Source organism: Leptothoe sp. LEGE 181152 (genome assembly GCF_032906605.1).
GTDB lineage: Bacteria > Cyanobacteriota > Cyanobacteriia > Phormidesmidales > Phormidesmidaceae > Leptothoe > Leptothoe turfae.
Map to the genome: position 1 here is coordinate 15,463 of NZ_JASATU010000035.1, position 20,072 is coordinate 35,534.

Below are 20,072 nucleotides of genomic sequence, written 5' to 3' on the forward strand. Positions count from 1 at the left end.
TTGCCATTGCTGTGGTGTTGACTGCTCCATAAATTCGTTTTCTATAACCATGATGCCCACCGATGTCAATGTTGATTTTGACCTCAACTCCTACCTGGCCACTAAGGGGGCTGATGTTGAGGCTGCTCTCGATCAGTCATTAGCGGTGGTCTATCCCGAAGTCATTTATGAGTCAATGCGCTACTCAGTGATGGCCGGGGGTAAGCGGTTACGGCCAATTCTCTGTTTGGCAACCTGCGAATTGGTGGGAGGGACGAGCGCCCAAGCCATGCCCACAGCCTGTGCGCTAGAAATGGTCCACACCATGTCGCTAATCCACGATGATCTACCGGCCATGGACAATGACAACTATCGTCGGGGTAAACTGACCAACCACAAGGTTTATGGTGACGATGTGGCAATTTTGGCAGGTGATGCCCTCCTAGCCTATGCCTTTGAATTCATTGCTGACCGCACTGAGGATGTTCCGGCAACAGCAGTGTTAGACGTTATCCGCCGACTAGGGCACGCCGTAGGGGCTGCTGGTCTTGTGGGCGGCCAAATTGTTGATTTGGCTTCCGAAGGCAAACCCGACACATCAATTGAAACCCTCAACTTTATCCACATACATAAAACTGCAGCATTGCTTGAGGTTTCTGTGGTCTCAGGGGCGGTCCTCGCAGGAGCTGACAATGACACCATTGAGCGTCTTTCTCGCTATGCTCAGAATATTGGTCTAGCGTTTCAAATTGTGGATGATGTCCTAGATGTTACCTCGACCCAAGAAGAACTGGGCAAATCGATTGGCAAAGATATTCAGGCTCAAAAGGCAACCTATCCAAGCATTTGGGGACTAGATGAATCAAGAAAGAAGGCTGACGACCTGATCCAGGCAGCTAAAGAAGAGCTGGAACCGTTTGGCCCCCTGAAACGACCTCTGGTTGCGATCGCAGACTTTATCACTGCGCGCACTCACTAATATCTCGTTGAATTATTGAATTGAATATACTTATATGGAAACCTTTATCGAGATTCTCCAGAACCACGTTCTTGTCGTATCCCTAGTTGCTTGCTTAAGCGCCCAGTTACTCAAGCTTATCATTGAGGCTATTACCCACCATCGCTTGAACTTTCGTGTTCTGGTCGAAACAGGCGGCATGCCCAGCTCTCACTCAGCTTTAGTCACTGCGCTCACCTGCGGCATTGGCCAGACCATCGGCTGGTCCAGTCCAGCATTTGCTGTGACTGCCGTATTTGCCGTCATTGTTATGTATGACGCTGCTGGAGTTCGCCAGGCTGCTGGCAAACAAGCACGGGTCCTCAACCAAATTGTAGATGAGTTCTTTAACGATCATGAATTTCAAGAAGATCGGCTCAAAGAACTCCTAGGCCATACACCTTTACAAGTAATTGCCGGTGCGGCCTTAGGTGTGTTTATTTGGCTATTAGCAGCACCGACCTATTAGGGTTGGTAGCTTATCAAAAAGCGACTCGGCTTGCCTATGAGCGACTGTTAGGAATTACTGAATTGTATCGGTCAGTCGGATGACCTTTTCTCCATTTACTAAGAAGGACGTTAGGCCGCTATCAACTAGCTGTTGTAATCTTGCTGCCGCCGCCGATGAATCGGTTGTATGCAGCACTAACAGATAGGGCTGCTGGAGATAAACTGCTAAGCCCACGCTTCCTTGTTGGGCCAAATTACGTCCAATCTCAGGATTTTGCTGATAGTCCACCAGGACGGCCACCCCCTCACCCAACAATGTTGGCTGATACTGAGATTGCAGGTCTGCAACAGGCGTAGCAGCTACAATAGGCCCTGTCACTGGCTCCTGCTCAGCAGTAGTAGAGGATGTTGCTGAGTCATCCACCACTGGCTCTTGCGTTGCAGTGGATGACTCAACAACAACAGTCTCAAGTTCTTCAATATCGTTGAGGTACAGTGCCCAAGAATTAGCTACCTCCAGGGACGTGAAACCACCAGCACGAATGACGGTATCGTCCAAATAGTTACACACCAGAGTGGGCTTATCGACCGGGAGGACGGAGATAGTGCGATCGCGAGTCTCCGCATCAGAACCACGCACAAGCAATAAATATTCTCCACTTGCAGGGGGTGGACAGTCAGGATAACTCTGAGCTATCCCTTGCACACCACTGCTAAGGAGAATAAGCATGGCTCCACTTAACCACCGATACCCCATAGCTAAACCTCCTAGCTAACTCAACCGCACTCGTACCCCAAAGCTGTTGTTCGGATAGAAAATACCCCAGAGTTATAGCGTGAATATGATTTGTATGCCAATTATGCAGCAGCAGCTAAGGAAGCAAGCGGATCGTTAACGGAGGTCAACGGAGTCTCAAACTCCCCAGTGGCAATATACTCAAGTCGCAACTTCAGCCAGGTAATAAACACCTTATCAGTGGAAACTATGGCTGCTGAAGGTTGTGGGCAACTTACCTTAACAGCCTCTAGTTCAGATGCCTCCAGAAAAGCAGGCTGCTTAATTAACCAAAAATCAATCTCTTTTTCTTGTTCTTGATAATAACGTCGCCGTTCCTTAAGAACTTCTTCCAGGGGCTCTTCTTCCAGTAAAAAGCGCTGGCTGGCTACAGCGTAATAGTATGTTGTCATCTGTCTTATAAAACCACCAAAAGTAATGACCCCGTAAGGTCAGATTTCAAATCCAATAGACAGGATTCTAACAGGGAATGCAGAACCACTGTTATTTTCTGTAATTAAACCTTGTACGCAGCCAACCTATACAAGCCTGACTTGTTGATAACGTTAGAAACTAGAACATACTTATGTCTGTTCCAATATCAGCGTAGCCAACCACCTCGTATCGTTAGCCTTTGAAGATCCGACTGATCTCTAGAAATCGATCCGTGCTGTAGCGACTTCTCGAGGAGTATCCTGTTCATCTTCTTCAAGGAAATAACGCTCATCATCATCTTGATAATCGTCATCGTCAATTTCGTCTTGAAGAGTGACATTAGCGCCATTAATTAAGACGCCCAACAAGCGGATATCTTCGTTGAGATCTAGCTCCTCAAGTGCTGTATTTAAAACAGCTCTTTCTGTTACACCAGGCCGCGCCACCAATATCATGCCGTCGGTTTGCTCTTCTAGCAATAAAGCATCATCAACACGACTCAAAGACGGCGTATCTAAGATAACCATATCAAACCGCTCACGCGCATCGTCTAGGAAACGACGCATCTCGCTTGATTCAAGAATGGCAGCAGCTTGACGCTGAGGACCAGGACTAGGCGACACATACAAGTTTTCGACAAATGGCACCATACGCACATTGTCACCAATACTGCCACCGTAATAGCGTAGCGGTTCCATCAAAACTTGATCATCATTCACTAATCCTAAATATTGAGCCTTAGAGCCGGAACGCAAATCAGCTTCCACTAGAAGGGTACGACGCCCCGCTTGAGCAGCTGCAATTGCCAGATTATAGGCCGTAATACTCTTACCTTCATTACTAATCGTGCTGGTCACTAACACCACACGAGGACCAATTACACTATCTTCAAAGCCTGTCAAACGCAACTTGCTCAAACAGCGTTCATAGCTACTGTGATACTGAGAATCGGACTGCACCAAAATGGGTGCCGCTTTAGCTGGGCGTGTACGAATAACTGGGACAGCCCCTAATATTGGCATATCCTGATCGCGCAACAGTTTTTCCAAATCTTCGGGCGTACGGATAGTGCCGTCTAGCATATCCAATAGGAAGATGATTCCACCACCTGAAACAAGCCCCAGCAAGCCTCCTATCAGGAGAATGGTAGCAGGGTTTGGCTTTTCAGGTTCGTTAATAACAGCGGTAGGAGGACTCGCCACAGTTAAACTACTAACCGTTTCAGCCTCCGCAGCTTCCGCATCGACAATTCGAGCTTGGATCTGATCATAAAGTGCCTTTTTCAGGCCCACCTGATAGGCCAAACGCTCACGCTCCAACTGCTTATTAGGTAAACTGGAATACTGCTGGCGCAAGTCTCGAGCCGATAGGGCCAAAACTTGACTCTGACTGATCAGAGTATCCCGTTCCGTTTGCAAATTGACCAACTGGTTGGCCAAACCAGCTCGGGCAGGGTCTAAATTACTATTGATGTTAACAATGCCAGAAGGCAAAGCAGCCGTTTGACCATCACCAGACAGAACATCGTTTACCCGACGACTGAGCTGTGATTGCAATGCACTATAGTTCCGTAGAGATTCCACAACTATAGGATGATCTTCACGATAATCTGACGCTTGCAATATATTTAACTCATTTTCAGCCTGATAGATTTGCGCTCGCAAATTAGCAATTAGCGGGTCAGCACTTAAAGCTGAAGACACATAGGCTTCATCAGCAGTCAGTCCCAACCGTTGTTCTAGACTACGAATTTGAGTATCAATACCAGCCAGGGTGATTTCATTCTGCCGAATTTGCTGTTGGCTACCTGAAATTTGCCCCAACAAACTGCCATCTAATGCAGCTTGAATGGCTGGTCCTTCCTGACGGTCATATTGCTCTAAAGTTTGTTCCGCTTGCCTGAGGGCGGTTTCAATGGGTGGTAGGCGCTCGTTCAAAGCATCAATAATAGCTTGCAGACGGGCTTTATTACGGACACGACTTAGCTCAACCATGCCCTGGAAGAGTGTGTTTAGCACAACCGTTGCCGTCTCTTCGTCAGCATGAATAAAGCTAACATCTGCCCGAAGGCCAGTCTCACCCTTTTTGCCACCACTGACTGTCACCGTCGTATTTCTACGAATCTCCCCTGGTGTCAGATCGATACCTCTTGTCCCCAGCTGTCTAGACACCTCTTTCAGCAAGACCTCAGATAGCAGCTGATCCTTACTAATGATGCCCCTCCCAAGCTGATCAATAGTGTCTGCCGTATTAGTAAGTGAAACCAAGGGAGCATTATCAACCAGTGTTCCCTCGGCATAGTACTCAACTGGCGGGGGCGGCTGTAGAGCTACAACCCCCGAAGCACCAACAATTGACAATAAACAGGTCAGTCCAGCCCACTTATATCGCTGAACAGCTAATAGATACCGCTTAAAAATAGGAGATACCATGGGCACTCATCGGATAAAGAGAACTAAGGGAAGGCAATGGCCTGAATCATTTGCTCAGGTGACAGTCAGTAATTTTTCAGAAATCTAGGCTACTAATCCAGACAGTTAAGGCAATCATAGCTCAATCACCAAATGGATACCTCTTTGCTAGGGCATGCTGTGAATACGGACAACGACTAATCAAAAGATGTCGCGATCAAAAATGCCATCGAAAAAGAGTACAAAGCTGAGAATATCTTGAAAAGGTTGCGTAATCGTATCTATGGCAAAGGTAATTCGGTTAATAAAGTTCCTACCAACCACAATCACATCGTTATCCCTGAGTGGGGGATTCTGTGTGGGATCTCCATGGATGGCCTCTTTGGCGTTTAACTTGGTGACAACAGCTTCACCTTGCTCTGGATCAAAGCGAATTAGAGCCACTGAACTGAGGTTAGCTTGATTCAGAGGGATACCAATACCATTCCCCCCCCTGGCAGCATTGCCCACCAAGGCATCAACAAATGTACTGCCGTTCGGCAAACGTTGTCCGCCGACAGAGCCTCTAGGGTAGTTAATCACTCGCACCAGGATCTCAGGCTGAGCTAGGGTAGAACGGGTAACAAAGTTGACGTCATAGTCTTGGGTTTGCGCCGGATCAAGACGAGAAATAATAACGATATCTCCATTCTCTAAGCGCTCCTCGGGAAAAGGTAAACCATCTCGAACGGGCGTGTAAAGATCTACTGTCTTTTCAATGACGCTGTTATCAGGCAAACGTCGCTGAATACGTATCTCGCGCAAATCGGCTGTACTACGAGCACCACCAGCAGCCAAGAGGGCGGCAGTCACCCGTGGAGCTTCCAAGGGGTAGAGTCCTGGGCGTTCAATTTCTCCTAACATGATGACTTCTACCCCACGCTGGGCAGTCAACGTTAAGGTAACATCAGGGACCCGATAGTTTCTTGGATCATTGGCTCGCAGAGCTTGATAGTTGGGAACAATACGGCGGTTAAGTTCGACCTCTGAGACCTGATATGGTACCCCCTGAAGAGCATTCGCCAAACCGACAGAACGCACTTCGGAAAGCACTACATATTGGTTGTAGACGGCACGAATTCTATTTTCAGCTTCATTGAGAGTGAGGCCTTCCAAAGACACAGCGCCCTCAATGGGTAAAATCACGTTGCCTTGCTGATCAAGGGTTGCTTGAAATGACAGATCAGGAAACCGTTGAACACTAACAAAAATACCGTCTCCAGGCCCTAAGCGATACTGATCAAAGTTACGCTCAACCGATCCTGGAGTCGAACCTGTTCGAATGCGAGGATCTAAGTCTTCTAAGGTTGGGCGGCTCTCTAAGACTTCCACCGACGGGAGTTCGGGTCCTACAGCTTCATCAGCCAGGGAAGATTCATCAATATCCTCCTCAGGTGTATCCATAGGGACAGCATCCTCTGTTGAGGTGTCTGATGGAAGAGGAGCTAACTGCGCTACGCTTGGATTCTGCCAAAGATTCCAAATAACGGTACTGAGCAACAGTTGCCCAGCTAGCAGGCTGAACTTCTTATCCCAGGGGCTATGGGAAACCTTGGCATTTTTGATAAGAACCATACCAACTCAAAATTAACAAAACGTATTTGAAATAAAGCTAGTTCACGAAAACCATAGGTTTTTCAATGTAGCTACTTTAGCTCATCTGCTGTACCGTCATAGGTTGATGCATTCCCGTGTTTGCGGACATGAAATGAGAGGCTACACTGCGGTCAACACAGCCTCTTCTAAAGCTGTTTGCACTAATTGACTCAAACTTTCTAAGTCAGCATAGAAGAGTGAGACGTCCCCAAGGGGAGGCATCGGTACCAGTAGACTTACTGCAACCCACGGCAGACGTTCGCCTCGAGTCCACTGATATTTTTGATCTCTCCAAAACCAATGATGGGGAGCAGGATGACCACCTTTGGGTAGTGCATACCATTGAGCTACTGCAAAGGTTTGGTTGGATGTCCAAGCTCGAAACGTATCTATGCTTAGCTTTCCTATACGTAAGCGACGAGGGTTAGAAGTTTGCCATTTTTGGGCCCCCTTTAAATCAATCCATTCAACTTGAGGCTGGTCCTCTGCCTGCCCCTGGGGTTTTAGGAAGAGTACCATTTGTTCTGAGGTGGCATTATCGCTATGGGTCAATTGCTGTACTGACCACTGAGAACCACCCATGGTGATTTTCTGTTGGAAATCTTGAGACCATCCCTTTAAGGTAAGTCCCGTTTCTTTCAGCTCTCGAATATCGCGAATTTGGGCAACACCGGGAGGTGAGTGCCAAGGCCACTGACCTAAATACCGAGGAATGGCAACGGCGGCAATAATGGCGGCTAGTAACGCTACGACTAGCCACCTTAGCCAAGGTCTAGATTTAGAGTTTGCAGACAATAAGGACAAAGCCATTGGTTACGAACATCCCGAGAAAAGCTTTGTGAACACTTGGAACATCGAGCTAAAAATCGACGGGAGGCATCTGCTGAGCAGGTTGACTGCCATCTGTATGGACATTTTCGAGTGCCACAGTTTTCATGGATACACTTTCTGGCACATGGCTTTGGATAGCATTCACTATTAAAACCAGAGAGCCTAACATAATCGCAGAATACACATCGCCGCCCCAGCTGTCATGGAGCCAGTGAAAAGCCTCTGACATACTGTTGCCATGAAAGAAAGTCAGAATTGTATTACGGAGGATATTACCGATGACACTTACTGAAATGATGCCCACAAAAAAAACTCCTGTGCGCAACCTTGAGCAATTTAGACCGGTCCAATAGGTAAGAACCAGACCCATGTACAGGCTGGTGAACAGCATCTTTAAGCCTGCACAGTGAGGGGCAACCTCTACCAGTTGCTGATTCATGCTGAGATAAATGTTATTGACTTCCACCTCATAACCAAGACCGTGCAAAATAGTTCCGGCCACGGTGGCAATAAATCGTTGTAGCGGCAAGATATGAGGCTCAATTAGATAGGGCAGCTGTGTCGGGGTAGAAAAAATGATCAGTACCAGGGGGAACAGCATCAGTTTTAAACCTGACGGGCCTTTGAGACACAAAAGCAAGCCTGTCAGTATCAGGGGCAACGATATATTCACCGCATCTATCACCCCGCTGGTATAAAACACCAGGGCTATGGCCAGACACAGCAGACCTGCCCAGTGGCAAACATCACCCAACTTTTTCCAGTCTTGGCGTTTATCCCAAACGAGTTTACAAGCCAAGGGAATGCCTAAGATGCCGTGGCTAAAGTATTCATGCTGAATACTAATATTCTTGTTAATCCAACCATCCCATACCCAGTGATAGAGCAAGGGTCCATAAAGAATCACTAAACAGCTAATCACTATAAGCTCAAGTGCCCATCGCGACGCTTTGGATTGAGAAATACTAATCATAGTTGGGTATATCCGCTGCTCTTATGGGTTTAAATCAAGACTGGACAAGCTTGGACACCCCCGGCAATGGTCTCCACAACATACTGTAGTTGGTCGTTACTCATGCCGGGATACATGGGTAGTGATAAAATCTCTTGACTCAGCTGTTCAGCAACGGGAAAGTCACCAGCGCGATAACCCAGGTTATGAAACGCAGGCTGTAGGTGACAAGGCACTGGGTAGTGAATGCCAGATTGAATTTCACAGGTAGCCAATTCCTGCTGTAAACGGGTGCGGTCAATTGAGCAGTCTTGGGTTAAGCGGATAACATAGAGGTGATAGACATGACCACTGCCGCTCTGATTCAGCATAGGGACTAAGCCATAGTTAGCCAGGGGTTTTAGGGCATCGTCATAAAGTTTTGCGAGACGGTTGCGATCGCAATTCCATGACGCCAAATACGCTAGCTTTATCTGTAGTATTGCTGCCTGTAGCGTATCGAGACGGCTGTTAGTCCCACCAGGATCCGTGTGATAGTACTTACGGGTAGACCCATAATTACGCAACGATCTGACCGTTTGAGCAACGAGGTCATTTTGCGTCGTGACCATGCCGCCATCTCCCATAGCTCCCAAGTTTTTACTGGGATAGAAGCTAAAGGCAGCTGCCAAGCCAACACTACCGGCCTTCTTTCCTTCACGTTCTGCGCCGTGCGCCTGGGCAGCATCTTCAAAAATAATCACGTCGTACGTCTCAGCCAGGGAGCGCAAAGCTTGAGGAGAGACCATCTGGCCATAAAGATGAACCGGAATAATCGCTCGAGTTCTTCGAGTTATCGCCTGTTCTGCGGCAGCCAAATCCATCAACCCAGTCTCTAAATCGCAGTCTACAAAGACAGGAATGGCTCCAACCTGAAGTACGCCAATTAAGGTGGCGACAAATGTATTAACCGGCAGAATCACCTGGTCCCCAGGTCCTACACCGCAGGCCTGGAGCCCCAGGGTCAAAGCATCGGTACCTGACCCCACCCCCACACCATGACAAGCATTACAGGCAGTGGCAAATGCCTGCTCAAATTGAACGACTGACTCGCCTAGAATATAGTCACCCCGAGCCACCACAGCCGCTATCGCCGCCATTAGCTCCGAGTGCAATGGGTCGTGCTGTTGGCATAAATCAACAAAGGGAACAAAGCGTGAACTAGCCATGATGTGAACTTTCTACTGCAATATTGGCACTTGCTCCCACAGTTGTTAGTAACAGATGTCGGGTAGAGTAGCTGCCATTTATAAAATGTTCCCTATTAAAACCCAGTGACACCTGTGGAAACAGCAGGTTAATCACACCGCACCTGCATACACAGCTTTCATAGAAGAACTATAGGAGTCGTACGGGTCTGGTATATGTAAGCTTGGCGCAGACTCTCCTTTGGAGATATGCATCCAGCAGTTTGCTATATTTGTGCCCCTATTCACCAGTTTCTCTTGTTAATTTGAGAATTGGGCATATTGACATCGTAAAGTCTCTATGAAGCTTGTTAAATCCCTTTGTCCCTGCTTCAGAATTGACGATGGTCGTTTCTAACCTTATGGTGGGCGGAACCTGTAGTAGCAGAGTGCTGCCCCAGTTTCTCTTCCCTCTCATATTATGGATATTAAAACAGCTCAACATGTGGTGATGACCCAAGCGGATTTGACCGTATCTGATGCATTTTTGGCACGGCTACAGCAGTATAAACCGCCAGTCCCCGGACAAGTGACGTCGTTACTACTAGCTTTAAAGTCAATTACAGAAAACCTAAAAGCTGCTGAGCAGTTAGATCGACCATTAGTCTATGCTTTACATCAACTCGCTTATGAAGGTCGCCAGTTCTATGAGCAAGGAAAACGCGCCAAAGTAGAGTGGCCACCGCTATTGAATGCTGATATTGAGCGTATTGCGATCGCAACCGCGCAAATCTTTAAAGGGAAGACATGAGCTTGTATACAGCAAGCTTATCTACATCAAGACGGTTAGCGTTACCCCTTAGTTGCTATCCCCCTATAGAAATAGCCAATCAGCTTCGGCAAATCCCTGGAATAAAACTCTTCACACTCCATTTGGTCAAAAACAGCCTTAACGAGGGTAGCCATAGGTTGGTCTAGACGACAGCCATCGGCAATACGTCGCTGGAGCGGTGTAATCCGACGCTGCCAGGTACCCACACCACGTTCTGGACTTAGACCATGTTCAATAAAGAAAAATTTTCCTCCTGGCCGGAGTACTCTGTACACCTCCGTCAAGGCCTTTTCAACATTGGGAATGCTGCACAGAGTCCAAGTACACACCACCGCATCAAAGCTTTCAGTGGCCATGGGTAACGCCTCAGCACTGGCTGTTTTTAAGGTGATATCTACGGTTGAGTCTTGAATCCGTGGGTTTGCGATCGCAGCCATCCCTTCGTTAGGATCAATGGCAGTTAACGCTGTCACCTCATCACTGTAATAAGACACATTCAACCCTGTGCCAAAGCCAATTTCCAGCACCTGGCCCTTCACAGACTGTAGTAGGGATTGACGATAGTCATTTAACTCTTGTCCTGACATTGTCAGATCTAGTAAGCGCGGAAAAACTATACGTGAATAAAGGCCCATACTTTAACTCCAAAAATTTTTAGGACATCCCCCTAAAACATCAATATCGCCTGTTCAGGCTAAATAGTAGTATCTTGTTGACTCTACCAATTTCACCAAAGATGCTATGGACTCACTGAAGGGACGGAATCTGCTTAGCATGGCAGATTTAACCAGTACAGAACTACACGGACTACTCGCCTTGGCAGCCCAACTAAAAGATGGCACCAAACGGCCCAAATGCCTGAACAAGGTACTGGGCTTGGTATTTTCCAAAGCATCCACGCGTACCCGTGTGAGTTTTTCAGTGGCCATGTATCAACTGGGCGGTCAAGTTCTGGATCTCAATGCCGGCGTCACCCAGATAGGGCGTGGAGAACCCACCGCAGACACTGCACGCGTTCTCGATCGCTATCTGGATATAGTCGCCATTCGTACCTTTGCACAATCTGAAATAGAAGAATTTGCTGAATACGCCTCCATCCCAGTGATCAATGCCCTGACTGATCTGGAACATCCATGCCAGATTTTGGCAGATCTGCTCACCCTCAAAGAAGCGTTCGGCACCCTAGAGAACTTAACCATGTCCTACCTGGGAGACGGAAATAATGTCGCCCATTCTTTAATGCTAGGTTGCGCCCTGGCAGGCGTGCATATTCGCGTCGCAACACCAGATGGCTACGCCCCTAATCCAACCGTTGTGAAGCAAGCAATAGAACTTAGTCAGGGACGTAGTGAGGTGATTATTACCACTGATCCTAAAGCTGCTGTAGAAGCAAGCCATGCACTTTACACAGATGTGTGGGCCAGCATGGGCGAAGAAGCAGAAGCAGAGTCTAGAATTCCTAAGTTTCAGCCCTATCAAATCAACCAGGCCATGCTTGATTTGGCTAACGAGCAGGCCATAGTCCTCCACTGTCTACCAGCTCATCGCGGTGAAGAAATTACCCACGATGTCATGGAAAGCTCCCAATCTCGTATTTGGGACCAAGCTGAAAATCGACTCCATGCTCAAAAGGCTCTACTAGCAGCTATTTTGAGCGCAGCTTAAAGCAGACATAAGCTGTCAAACAAACTAGAATTGACATCCCCAGGATTCCAGAGAGAGGATTACCATGGATGCCCGTCACCCATTCAGGTACCTGCCCTGAGGGAAGAACTAAATCCCCCACATCTACAATGTAGTAGCCCCATATGAGGCCTCCATGAAACCCCATTGGCAACCCTAAACTGGCAAAAGAGCGCTTCCGAAAATATAGATAGCGCCCACATCCCAAAATAAGTCCCAAGAGAAGCAATCCTAAAAACTGGGGGGACGTTCTCAAAATGTCAGGTAATGGCTTAATGAAATGGGCGATAGCAAAAATCAAACTGCTCCAAACAATTGCCTGAGACCTGGGCAAATTTTGTTGAAGCTCAGTTTGCAACCAGCCACGGAATAACAGTTCCTCTGCAAAACCAAAAGCCAGACCTACGGCTAAGCCTTCTACAGCAATCCTCGTTAGAGGTTGAGGATGAAAGTTGGCCCAACCACACAATACTTCTATCCCAAATAGGAGACATACCAAGGCAAAACCAAATGCAACAGCAAACGCTAAATCGCAAAAGAAGCGCTGACAGCAGACTAACCCATATGTTTGAAAAGGCTTAGGCCAAGCATGACCCCAACGCCCCCAAAACCAAGCATGGCCGAGGAAACAACCATATAGAGCAATCAACGCTAGCGCATTCATTACATCAGACTGCCCGGTCAAACCTCCTATGCTGTAAAAAGTTAATGCGAAGGGGGTCCATAGAATGACCAATGTCACCAAGAAAGCGATGATCCGCCAAGCTAACGGAGCATGCATTAAGCGTCGATATAGCTGAATCTGCTTGACCATTGTGGTTAAGCAGCCATGGTTGGAGTAAAAAATCTGATCATAATCAAGCTATTGAGTCTTACTCATCAGGCTCAATAGTACTTGTAAGCCCCTTAGAACGCAGCATTTCACTATAAAACTCAGCGTGTTCTAACTCACAAACAATCACCAAACCAACGCCCGCATTATGGGCCTGCATCATAATATCGACTGCCTGCGGCACTGAAAGACTGGGCACAGTCTTAACCAAAGATTCCACTACATACTCCATAGAGTTGAAATCATCGTTGTGCAGTAAAACCCTATAGCGAGGAGCATGCTGCCGCTTATTTGACGTAACTGTCTTCTCAATTGTCCCAGTAGACACCATGACCTTATCCAATCGTTAATCAAGCAAATTTCTTTATGACAGACGGCTACCTCGGAGTGCCACTCCTAATCAAGCCACACACACTGTTTTTAATTTTAACCAGAACTTATCTAAAAACTCAGGCATAAACCTCTAAACAAAGCTTTGGATAAGGCATTGCATGTCCTTGAAAATTACCACAAGCTTTAAAAGCAACAAAGAAATAATCTAAGTAAATGTTTCTCAACACGCTTAATGGTAGTTTATTAGCTAATTTAACAAAATTTGAATTTTTTCATCTCCTAGAGCCATATAAATGGTCTCTTATCCATTTCTTCCCCTACAGGGTGATGGTTTGAGAATTTAGCTCACCTTGTATCGACCCATCTATAACGTTTTTATTGAAACTCCTTTTTCAACATGGTTAGCATAAACCCTGGGCAAATCGTTTACCTGGAATGTTTAGATCAGCGTCTCTATGCTGAGGCAATTCAATTGGCTGGTTCGGTACGCTTGTGGTGCCGCCCCTTAATGCTGGTATGCAATCTTCCCTATGGGTCTCGGCAACAGCAAATGATGATCGCAGAAGCCGCTGCCAAGCCCGAAACTTGTAACTTAGACCTCTACGATCTAAAAACAGCTCCTGACCTTGTCTGGCCGATGGATAGGTTCAAGCTAGCATTCGATACAGACTTTTTTGCTTTGCTTTTCTATCTACGGATCGCAGACAATAATGACTCTGAAGATCTGGCGAAGCAGCATTTTCAACACTTTCTGCACACATGTTGGAACCCTGGGAGCTCAAATAATGATGCTTCTCAGTCATCTACGAAGCTGCTCTCAATACGATAAAAAATAAGATTCAGTTTAATCAGTTTTGAATGGGTGCAACATTAGGGCAGTATCCATATCATTGATATCTTTGGTGCCAACTATCGAACAGTTGGCACTAACTTGATACGGCCTTCATCCATTTCACTCATCAGAAGTTCGAGGGCTTCATAGTCAACTTCTGATATGTAACCCAGGCGTGAAAGCTCGGAGTTGATTTGTTCTTCAATATCTGGAGTTAGCTGCTTTGTATAAAGAGCTTTCTCAACCAGGTGGCGAATAGCAAACGAGTGCATGATGACTTATAGCAGGCTTTGCATCAGTATTTACATTCCAAGGACCATTTTCCATCTGGAACATGGTTGTCACTACTTGGGGGTATCTCAAGTGAAACTTCTGGAGTTAGTTAACTCAGTGATCCACATCACCCAACATGCCAACCCAAGGGCATTACCCTCATGACGTAGCTGTTGCTACCGTTTGATGGAGCAACTTTCTGGAAACTTCAAAGAGATGGGCTAGACATTAAGATTCCACAAATAGGTGGTAGGCATCTGGGCAAGCTTAGATTTGCCAAGTTAGCTTCAACAACATATGGAAAGGTCGTAGTCAGACAATTAATTTAATCTAATCAAACTGATAGGAGACAGAATATGAATAGCGTTGAAACATCAGTTCAGGTTGTGCGACCTATGGGCGCTTTAACATCTGCCAACGCTGACGCATTTAAAGAGGAAATGCTAACTGCTATCACATCTGAAAGTGCTAGCGAGGTAGCGATCGATATGGCAGCAGTAGACAGTGTAGATAATTCTGGATTAGTCGCACTGTTGGCCGGATGTGACACAGCTAAGCGTCACCGGAAGCGGTTGAGCCTATGTGATGTTGCTCCTCGCGTACGTATCGTGTTTGAGCTAGCTCAAGTTGATCGTGCTGTTTTAATGATAGACAGTCAAGATTTACTGGCTGCTTAGATTGATTAACTGCAATTATTCTTGTTCCCTTCGGTCTTGATACATAGCTGATTGATAATGCAGGACCGCACAAATTTATAAATATCGCTGGCGAGGCGACGGTCAACATGTTGACCGTCGCCTCGCTATTATGAATTGGCTGTGCTTCTAGTTAGCGCTCTACCCACCAAGGCACAACATTCGCAGCACTTAAGAATCAGTTATAGTTTAGGTCTGAGTTGCTTTTTCCATTGCCGTGGCTATTGCTGTAGACCAACTGATTACTCCAGATATTGCTCGTCCTGCCCGTTATTTAGGTAATGAGTTAGGAGCAGTTAATAAACCATGGGAAACAGCTACAATCCGATGGGTTTTAACGTATCCAGAAGTCTATGAGGTAGGGGCCTCAAATCTGGGCCATATCATTCTCTACAGCATTATCAATCAGCAGCCTCGACAGCTCTGCGATCGCGCCTATCTTCCTGGTTCAGACTTGGTACAAAAGCTGACAGAAACCGACACATCTCTGTTTGCTGTTGAGTCCCGTCGACCACTGACCGATTTTGATATTTTGGGCTTTAGCCTCAGTTATGAACTGGGTGCCACCAATATTTTGGAAATGTTGACCCTGGCAGGGATTCCTCTTACTTGGCAAGAGCGCAATAGCGATGGTCTCTGGAACGAATCTAGCTGGCCCATGATTTTTGCAGGTGGCCAAACCGCCACGTCTAACCCTGAACCCTACGCCGACTTTTTTGACTTTATCGCCTTGGGAGATGGCGAAGAGCTATTGCCAGAAATTGGTTTAGTACTTGAAGAAGGCAAAACAGCAGGAATGACTCGACAAGAGATCTTGCTAGATCTGGCCCAGGTGCCAGGAGTCTATGTGCCCCAGTTTTACGACATGGCCGATGATGGCTCAGTACATCCCAATCGAGAGGATGTCCCTAAGCGCATTCTCCGTCGAGTCGCCACCCCGATTCCCGACTATTCCATCGGGTTAGTACCCCATGTGCAAACTGTCCACGATCGGCTCACCATTGAAATTCGCCGGGGCTGTACCCGGGGCTGCCGTTTTTGCCAACCAGGAATGCTGACACGACCGGCCCGTGATGTTGCGCCTGAAGAGGTAATCGACACTATTGAACGGGGGATGCGGGCAACAGGCTACAACGAATTTTCCCTACTTTCTCTCAGCTGCTCAGACTATTTGGCGCTGCCTGCAGTAGGTGTCGAAGTGAAAAATCGACTTAAAAACGACAATGTGTCCCTGTCTTTACCCAGTCAGCGAGTCGACCGATTTGATGAAAATATCGCTCACATAGTCGGTGGCACCCGCAAAACTGGCCTCACCTTTGCCCCAGAAGCAGGCACACAGCGCATGCGGGACATTATTAACAAAGGCCTGACTAATGAGGAACTCCTGCGCGGCGTTAAAACTGCCCATGAGCAGGGCTGGGACAAGGTAAAACTGTACTTCATGATTGGTCTGCCAGGGGAAACAGATGTCGATGTGCTAGGCATTGCTGAAACTATCCAATGGCTGCGACGGGAATGTCGTATCAAAGGCCGGAGGTCTTTGAATTTCAACATTACGGTTTCTAATTTCACCCCCAAGCCCCATACTCCCTTTCAGTGGCATTCTGTTTCTACTAGCGAGTTTGAACGGAAACAAGCCATGCTTCGGGAAACATTTCGGTCAATTCGTGGAGTCAAGGTCAACTTCACCGATGTGCGTATTTCGGCCATGGAAGACTTTGTGGGCCGAGGTGATCGACGACTGTCGAAGGTGGTCCGTCGAGCCTGGGAGCTGGGGGCAGGTATGGATGCCTGGTGGGAGAGCCTAGAACGAGCTTTTAATGCTTGGACTCAAGCCATTGAGGATGCTGGCCTCACCTGGAAGTATCGCCAGGTTGAGCAGGGAGAATGGAATCTGGGAGAGTCTTTAGAAAACGAGAGTGTAGATCAAGCAGAGAATGCGACTCAAGTAGAGAATCTGCATCGTTGGCAAGTGGCAATGGATGCTCCACTGCCTTGGGACCATCTAGATACAGGCATTGATAAAACTTGGCTGCAAGATGACCTTCGCCGCGCAATGGCAGCAGCCATCGTGCCTGATTGTTCCTTTGAAGGCTGCTCCCATTGCGGCGTGTGTGGCACTGACTTCGGCCATAACATTGTTATTCCACCCTTACCGATTCCTTCCTTCGAGGGCCATAGCAAGCCCAAATCTGAGCGGGTGCAACGGCTGCGTGTGACTCTCGGCAAACTAGGGGACATGGCACTCATTGGCCACTTGGATTTGGCCAGAATGCTTGACCGGGCTGTCAGACGAGCTGCTCTGCCAATTTCGTTTACAGGAGGCTACCATCCTGGCCCCCGTATTGCTCCAGCAAATGCTCTATCCCTTGGCGCAACCAGCACAGGAGAAGTAGTTGACTTCGAACTGACTGAGCAAATGGACCGTACTGATTTTAGACAGCGGCTACAGGTACAGCTATCAGATAGCCTGCCTATTTATGACGTTAAGGAAGTCGATATCAAAGCTCCATCAGCCACTAAAGCCCTCAACCAAGCTGACTATTTACTAGCTATCACCACGCAACAGGAAGGGCAAGCTTTGAATTGGCAGGCTTTGATTGATCACATCCTAGCCACAGACGAAATTATTGATACCCATACAACAAAGTCAGGCAAGGTCAAGCAAATCAACCTCAGAGAACGATTGCATACCGTAGAATTAGTTGGGACTCTACCCTCTCATTTGCCCAGCAGGGTTATTCATAAGCTAACGACTACAGGGGATGTGGTTATTCGATATGTAGGCAGCTGCCGGAATGATGGCAATATGCTGCGTCCTGAGCAGATGCTGCGTATGTTAGAACGACAACAGGAAGATACAACCGCTTCTTCGTTAGTATTAGGCCATGTGCATCGCCAACAGTTAATTCTGACGTAAAAGCTCAAGCCATTAGTAAAATCCGTGGAGAGACGTTACATGCAACGTCTGTACATCTAAGAATTGGAATGTGCTAGACATGAAACTTATGGTGTGGTCAGCGATTTCAAGCCTGTATCTATTGTTGCCTGGGCCTTATGCTGTGGCACAATCAGCAGCAGTGCAGCGCATAGACTGTCAGCTTAGTGCTGAGCGCCCTAGAACAGAAGATAGCTCAACGGACAACACACAGTCTCCTCGGGTATTACTGGCAGAAGATTTAGAGGCCATGTGTCAGCTCAATGGCCAAGAGCCCCGGACAGATGATGGCGCGATCGCAACTGACGACAATCCATCCCCTGAACATTTTTCAATTCCGAGTTTGTGGTGGCAGCAGCAGGTAGTAGGAGAAGCTATCAACAGCCGCCTAATTGATAGCTGGAGAGCCTATGGAAACACTAACCTAGACAGCGGAGCCAGCATCCAGACCGAGGGATCTACCCCCCATGTGGATATCATCGTCAACGGTCAGCTTTGGCCATTATTAAATTATCTAGAACGATATTCACTCATCAATCAGTTTGGAGAAAGCACTAAGGATTACGGCTATCAGCTGAGGGTATTCACTGGAAATCGCTTGGTCGGGTTACATGTATGTGATTTTTCGGACAGAAACGCCGCAACTAATGAAGCAACTTACACACCACAATGCGTTGTCGAGCTGAACTATTTTGGCCAGGGCGCAATCCGCGGTAGACGGCAGCTTTAACCCTCGGCCTCAACGCTCAATAATGTTTCTATATTTGTTTGCCCACGTCTTGATAGCGGCAACAGAACCTCTCCATGACCGGGTACCAATAGCGTCTGCTGAGATAGCTGTTCAGGCACCTTCACATCCGGCAAGAAAAATGATGGAGACACCCCATAGCTAGACACAGAAATTTCAGTCGCAATCGGCATCTGCCAGCAAAACTCCATCCAAGCTTGGGCCTCTTCCGTAAGTTTTGCGTTAGTCGGAGCAACCCACAAATCACTCGTTAACACCGTTCCTTCTTGAGGATGAACAGCACCTAGCCGTCGATAGCGTACTAGCGTCGCTAAAATATCACCGCTCCACCCCACCGCCAGCCAAACATCTTCATTCACCAGGGCCTTTAAATACGCCTGAGAATCAAACACTTTAACCTGTCGATAAAGGGCCAGCAGCTGCTCTTGAACATCATCTCGAAGCAATGCGGCTTCATCATTGACGGAATATCGGAGTGCTTTTAGGACAATGGCAATTGCCAGTCTAGGTTGATTGGGCATCGCAATGCGCCCGGCTAATTCAGGCCGCCACAGATCTGCCCATTTGGTAATGGGCTTATTATTGGTGTTGGTTTGAAAGATGGGCTTTTGATAAGCAATCATCAATCCTTGGGTGCGATAGGGAACAGCCCAGAGCTTACCGCGCTCACTGGAGTACCCCTCACGATCACGGCGCAGCAATTTTTGCCAGGGCTCAGGCAAGGCATAGGCCAAGGGAAAGTCTGGTAATGGTTGAATTAAGTCCTGACGAATTGCATGCTCTAGCCAAGGATCGCTCAAGGTCACAAGATGAGCCCCCACGGGTGGGGGCTTTGTTGCATCTTGGCTGGATGAGTGACCGATGGGAATCAACCGTCGCCACAGGGGGGGAGTCATTGGGGAACGAGCCTGCCACCACTGCAACTGTTGATAAATATCAATGAGATTAAGCTCAGACTCAAAGTGAGTTAGTGTGTCCCGACTAAAGGCTTTTAAGACTTGAGCGGGCACCGATCGAGCCAGCACTTTTACTTTTAAGGAGGCAGACGCACTGGAACGACAACTGGCAACAGCAGTCCCTAACCCCAGCAATCCCAACATTACCGTGCGTCGTTTTACCATCGTGCTTTGCGAAACTGCCTATCTAACCTAGCTTAATAGGTGAACACCATCCAATGTAGAACACTAAAAAATTGCGAATCTTGCGATCGCAAAAAAGAGGACAAGGTTTGACAACCTCACCCTCTTATCACGGTTTAATAACAAAGGCCCTAAC

At 47.4% G+C, this 20,072-nt stretch carries 20 protein-coding genes; 8 read left to right on the forward strand and 12 right to left on the reverse strand.

Annotation, left to right across the window (positions count from 1 at the left end; all coding sequences use genetic code 11):
• Nucleotides 1-49: 49 nt before the first annotated feature.
• Nucleotides 50-958 (forward strand): geranylgeranyl diphosphate synthase CrtE, encoded by a 909-nt coding sequence (crtE, locus tag QGP82_RS19505; protein WP_499060733.1) that lies wholly within the window; start codon nucleotides 50-52, stop codon nucleotides 956-958.
• Nucleotides 959-992: 34 nt separating this feature from the next.
• Nucleotides 993-1,445, forward strand: a complete 453-nt coding sequence (locus QGP82_RS19510) for a divergent PAP2 family protein (protein ID WP_163659929.1) — start codon at nucleotides 993-995, stop codon at nucleotides 1,443-1,445.
• Nucleotides 1,446-1,499: 54 nt separating this feature from the next.
• Here QGP82_RS19510 and QGP82_RS19515 read toward each other — a convergent pair whose 3' ends face one another.
• The 7 genes from QGP82_RS19515 to QGP82_RS19545 all read right to left on the reverse strand — a co-directional run bounded on the left by QGP82_RS19515 (nucleotide 1,500) and on the right by QGP82_RS19545 (nucleotide 9,673).
• Nucleotides 1,500-2,183, reverse strand: a complete 684-nt coding sequence (locus QGP82_RS19515) for a hypothetical protein (protein WP_499060734.1) — start codon at nucleotides 2,181-2,183, stop codon at nucleotides 1,500-1,502.
• Between the two features lie 101 nt (nucleotides 2,184-2,284).
• Entirely contained in the window at nucleotides 2,285-2,614 is a 330-nt protein-coding gene (locus tag QGP82_RS19520) for an MgPME-cyclase complex family protein (protein WP_006516938.1), read from the reverse strand.
• 240 nt (nucleotides 2,615-2,854) lie between these two features.
• Nucleotides 2,855-5,068 carry a GumC family protein gene (locus QGP82_RS19525; protein ID WP_163659933.1) on the reverse strand — a complete coding sequence of 738 codons (2,214 nt, stop codon included), beginning with the start codon at nucleotides 5,066-5,068 and terminating at the stop codon, nucleotides 2,855-2,857.
• Nucleotides 5,069-5,248: 180 nt separating this feature from the next.
• On the reverse strand, nucleotides 5,249-6,661 hold the full coding sequence (locus QGP82_RS19530) for a polysaccharide biosynthesis/export family protein (RefSeq protein ID WP_499060735.1): 1,413 nt from the start codon (nucleotides 6,659-6,661) through the stop codon (nucleotides 5,249-5,251).
• 141 nt (nucleotides 6,662-6,802) lie between these two features.
• On the reverse strand, nucleotides 6,803-7,492 hold the full coding sequence (locus tag QGP82_RS19535; protein ID WP_499060736.1) for a cyanoexosortase B system-associated protein: 690 nt from the start codon (nucleotides 7,490-7,492) through the stop codon (nucleotides 6,803-6,805).
• A 49-nt stretch (nucleotides 7,493-7,541) separates the two neighbouring features.
• On the reverse strand, nucleotides 7,542-8,486 hold the full coding sequence (gene crtB, locus QGP82_RS19540) for a cyanoexosortase B (RefSeq protein WP_163659937.1): 945 nt from the start codon (nucleotides 8,484-8,486) through the stop codon (nucleotides 7,542-7,544).
• A gap of 29 nt (nucleotides 8,487-8,515) precedes the next feature.
• Entirely contained in the window at nucleotides 8,516-9,673 is a 1,158-nt protein-coding gene (locus QGP82_RS19545; protein WP_163659940.1) for a DegT/DnrJ/EryC1/StrS family aminotransferase, read from the reverse strand.
• A 439-nt stretch (nucleotides 9,674-10,112) separates the two neighbouring features.
• Between QGP82_RS19545 and QGP82_RS19550 the strand changes: the two genes are divergently transcribed.
• On the forward strand, nucleotides 10,113-10,442 hold the full coding sequence (locus QGP82_RS19550) for a hypothetical protein (protein ID WP_006516944.1): 330 nt from the start codon (nucleotides 10,113-10,115) through the stop codon (nucleotides 10,440-10,442).
• Between the two features lie 41 nt (nucleotides 10,443-10,483).
• On the opposite strand, the gene QGP82_RS19555 is transcribed toward QGP82_RS19550, so the two are convergent.
• Nucleotides 10,484-11,098, reverse strand: coding sequence for a class I SAM-dependent methyltransferase (locus QGP82_RS19555; RefSeq protein ID WP_163659942.1), 615 nt, complete (start codon nucleotides 11,096-11,098; stop codon nucleotides 10,484-10,486).
• A gap of 106 nt (nucleotides 11,099-11,204) precedes the next feature.
• Between QGP82_RS19555 and argF the strand changes: the two genes are divergently transcribed.
• Nucleotides 11,205-12,128 (forward strand): ornithine carbamoyltransferase, encoded by a 924-nt coding sequence (gene argF / locus QGP82_RS19560; RefSeq protein ID WP_163659944.1) that lies wholly within the window; start codon nucleotides 11,205-11,207, stop codon nucleotides 12,126-12,128.
• Here the strand turns inward: argF and QGP82_RS19565 are convergent.
• Entirely contained in the window at nucleotides 12,109-12,960 is an 852-nt protein-coding gene (locus QGP82_RS19565) for a CPBP family intramembrane glutamic endopeptidase (protein WP_163659946.1), read from the reverse strand. The two genes, argF and QGP82_RS19565, sit on opposite strands and share 20 nt — an antisense overlap.
• Before the next feature lie 58 nt (nucleotides 12,961-13,018).
• Nucleotides 13,019-13,309 carry an ATP-dependent Clp protease adapter ClpS gene (gene clpS / locus QGP82_RS19570; RefSeq protein ID WP_006516948.1) on the reverse strand — a complete coding sequence of 97 codons (291 nt, stop codon included), beginning with the start codon at nucleotides 13,307-13,309 and terminating at the stop codon, nucleotides 13,019-13,021.
• 399 nt (nucleotides 13,310-13,708) lie between these two features.
• On the opposite strand from clpS, the gene QGP82_RS19575 reads away from it, so the two are divergent.
• Entirely contained in the window at nucleotides 13,709-14,140 is a 432-nt protein-coding gene (locus QGP82_RS19575; protein ID WP_163659948.1) for a hypothetical protein, read from the forward strand.
• 80 nt (nucleotides 14,141-14,220) lie between these two features.
• Here QGP82_RS19575 and QGP82_RS19580 read toward each other — a convergent pair whose 3' ends face one another.
• Nucleotides 14,221-14,415, reverse strand: coding sequence for a hypothetical protein (locus QGP82_RS19580; protein WP_006516950.1), 195 nt, complete (start codon nucleotides 14,413-14,415; stop codon nucleotides 14,221-14,223).
• A 357-nt stretch (nucleotides 14,416-14,772) separates the two neighbouring features.
• Here QGP82_RS19580 and QGP82_RS19585 point away from each other — a divergent pair, with 357 nt between their 5' ends.
• The 3 genes from QGP82_RS19585 to QGP82_RS19595 all read left to right on the forward strand — a co-directional run bounded on the left by QGP82_RS19585 (nucleotide 14,773) and on the right by QGP82_RS19595 (nucleotide 18,779).
• Nucleotides 14,773-15,093 carry an STAS domain-containing protein gene (locus QGP82_RS19585; protein WP_163659950.1) on the forward strand — a complete coding sequence of 107 codons (321 nt, stop codon included), beginning with the start codon at nucleotides 14,773-14,775 and terminating at the stop codon, nucleotides 15,091-15,093.
• Between the two features lie 235 nt (nucleotides 15,094-15,328).
• On the forward strand, nucleotides 15,329-18,031 hold the full coding sequence (locus tag QGP82_RS19590) for a TIGR03960 family B12-binding radical SAM protein (protein WP_499060739.1): 2,703 nt from the start codon (nucleotides 15,329-15,331) through the stop codon (nucleotides 18,029-18,031).
• Nucleotides 18,032-18,110: 79 nt separating this feature from the next.
• Nucleotides 18,111-18,779 (forward strand): hypothetical protein, encoded by a 669-nt coding sequence (locus QGP82_RS19595; RefSeq protein ID WP_163698686.1) that lies wholly within the window; start codon nucleotides 18,111-18,113, stop codon nucleotides 18,777-18,779.
• Here QGP82_RS19595 and QGP82_RS19600 read toward each other — a convergent pair.
• Nucleotides 18,776-19,918: an extracellular solute-binding protein gene (locus QGP82_RS19600; protein WP_163659956.1), complete on the reverse strand. Its 1,143-nt coding sequence runs from the start codon at nucleotides 19,916-19,918 to the stop codon at nucleotides 18,776-18,778. The genes QGP82_RS19595 and QGP82_RS19600 overlap by 4 nt on opposite strands.
• Nucleotides 19,919-20,072 lie beyond the last annotated feature (154 nt).